The organism is Marinibactrum halimedae (assembly GCF_021234875.1).
Lineage (GTDB): Bacteria > Pseudomonadota > Gammaproteobacteria > Pseudomonadales > Cellvibrionaceae > Marinibactrum > Marinibactrum halimedae.
Window position 1 is genome coordinate 1 of the sequence record NZ_JAJQVM010000080.1, and the last position, 2,617, is coordinate 2,617.

Annotated in this window: 2 protein-coding genes; both read left to right on the top strand. The window is 38.6% G+C overall.

Going from position 1 to position 2,617, the window contains the following annotated elements:
* The first annotated feature begins 147 nt into the window (after nt 1-147).
* On the top strand, nt 148-1,524 hold the full coding sequence (locus tag LU351_RS20225; protein WP_232595897.1) for a hypothetical protein: 1,377 nt from the start codon (nt 148-150) through the stop codon (nt 1,522-1,524).
* 12 nt (nt 1,525-1,536) lie between these two features.
* Nucleotides 1,537-2,331 (top strand): hypothetical protein, encoded by a 795-nt coding sequence (locus LU351_RS20230; RefSeq protein ID WP_232595898.1) that lies wholly within the window; start codon nt 1,537-1,539, stop codon nt 2,329-2,331.
* The last annotated feature ends 286 nt before the right edge of the window (nt 2,332-2,617 follow it).

Below are 2,617 nucleotides of genomic sequence, written 5' to 3' on the forward strand. Positions count from 1 at the left end.
CAAAAGAACGAATTTTTATCCAATATTTTTGTAAATAAATGCGTAATGATAATTATTTTCGGTAAATGTTCCGGTAGAAAAAATTAGAAAATTATCGCGCTAAAAAAACGAATTTATAGAGGTTCCCTTCAGCCTTGTGGTGATGTATTGATTAGTGAATTGCATATGGATGAGGAGGGGGAAGTTCAGAGTTATTTGCATGAGGTTGAAGTTGATAAAAAAGGTCTGTTAATAACTAAAAGCGTGAAAGAAATTAACTACTCGATCGAGGAAAATAAGCCGACTCATTTTGCTATCACAGGGAACCTTGACAATATTAGACAAATTGCGCAATTGGCAAAGAATTCAATAGATCGTGGTTTTGGTTCGTATCAAATAGGAAGCCCAGGTGATACTTTTTATCTACTTGCAGTACCGGAAAGTAGCGATGAGAAAGGGTTTGCTAAACTTTTAGATAAGCGTTTTCATAAGGGTGCTCAGCAACTAGCTCAAGTAATAGGAGCTTCTCAGTCTCACACCAATAAAGTGTTATCTAAACGCTCTCGTCGCATCCATCCTGATTTAAATCGAGAACATGGTGATAAAGTAAAAAAACAAATGGCCAAATCCAATACCAATTTTGGCGATAAAGCATCGGCTCACAATACCTTAATGAATGCACAAGCCCTGCCAGACCCCATTGTATGTTGGACCGCCGTTGGGAAAGGTTGCAAGGTGTTTCATGAAGCGTTAGAGACAGCCAATAATCGCTGGAATCTGGATTTTCATAAAACCCACCATGTGTATTTTTCCGGCTCTGTAGGGGTCGGGATAAACACGGCCAATAACGAATTACAAAAAGCCGGCATGGATTGGTGCGCCACTGGCCCACAGGTAAACCGAGCCAACCCACGCCAATTATTTTGGAATTTCTTTGAAGAAGCTCGATTACTAAAAGCCCGTACTGAAGTTGTGGCTGTAGAAGGCGAAGGCAGTACAGCAAAGCTGTCTGCGCCGATTCACCCTGCCTTTCACCAAGCAACACCACAAGGTAAACGAGACGCCATAGAGAAAAAAGACCCGTCTACCAACATTAAAAAAGCGGCATTTGGCGTGGGTAAGGCAATGATGGCCGCCGCCCCTGCAAAAGGCATTACGTCGTTTGCGGCCACTCAAGCTGGATTAGGCAATACCAATAAGGCCGCAGAGTTAGCCTATAAAAATATGGATGAGCTAATGAAAACGCCCGAAGGACAAGCAATGCTAAAAGAAATGATACAGTCTATGCACAATAGCTCAACAGAGGTTGCCAAATTAATGGATCTTATTCAACACTTTGGGGTAACGGGCAATACCGTGGTCGATGTCCTGTCTTTTGCGGCAGCAGGGTTAGGTGCTGCTGTAACTTATCGTGTTATTGATAAGGTGGGTTTTCAGCAGAAGACGGAAAAAGCCCGGTATATGTTCAAAGCCTTATTCGACCCCAGAGCGGATATGCTAGACCCTACTTTAACCCCAGCCGACGCCTTGGGTAAATTAACATAAGTGGAAAAATTGATGTTATTTGGAACAAGCAAAAATCCTAAGGGCCCTAGTTTAGAAAATCCAGAACAAGTTGTTCTGGATTGCTCAGGAACAAAGGTTTCATTTTTATTACCAATGTCAAATTTCAAACAGCCTGAATTTGAAGAAGGAGTAAGTGATTTTAATAAAGGTGGGGGAAATATCACTCTTGATGTAGATAAAATAATGCCTAAAAATTCAGAAAAAAAATCTTTTTTTGGAGGGGTGTTAATTGATAGGGTGTATAATTTTCATGGGCTACCCTTTTGGGAGGGGGAGATTGGCGGGCTAACTTTCAATTTGACTTATCTTAACAGCACGAAGAAAGACTATATTGATAATTTTTACTCCACGGCTTTGAGCATACTTAATGATGCTTACCATATAAAAAATACTCACCAATCTTATCAATATGTTTATCCTATCGATTGGTCGTGTATAAATATTAATGATGTTGATTTTTTAACTTATTCGATACGAGATTTGGCTCAATTAGGTAGAAATAGGAATCGATATATTCTTGAGTATTGCTTGATGTTATCTTCAAGTTCTATCCTAAATTTTTCTTTTGATGTGGAAGCAAGGCTTGATAGTATGTGTGGTGAGGTCATTTCAAATATCATTAATTTTATTATAGGTTCAGTTGTGGTGAATTTTAGTTTGCATCATCTTGAGGAGGTTAAAAAAGCAGATTTAAAAAATAAGTTTGAACCGGTTAAACCCTTTTTATGGCAAGAATATAAGAAGTGCTATGGCGTTGATTATAGTATTTTAGATCAGTATCGTTAGTTTTTAGGTTGACGTTGATGCTTTTTGGTACGCGAAAAAACCCCAAGGGGCCTAGTTTAGAAAATCCAGAAAAAATTGTTTTGGATTTATCAGGCAGTATTATGTCATTCTCTGTTCCTCGCACAAATTATAAACAGAGAAGTTTTGAAGTAGAGGGCTTACTAAGGAGTACATAGCTTAGCCAACATTAAGCGGCATCTGCTATGTACTCCAAATTCTTATCTTTAAAAAAGCCAAGCAATATATTTTTCGATTTCTGTAGCTGACACATAAACTTTTTTACTTG

Bases quoted from the DNA above. Each gene is read 5' to 3' on its own strand.
- LU351_RS20230 (WP_232595898.1), top strand. From the start codon at position 1,537: ATGTTATTTGGAACAAGCAAAAATCCTAAGGGCCCTAGTTTAGAAAAT.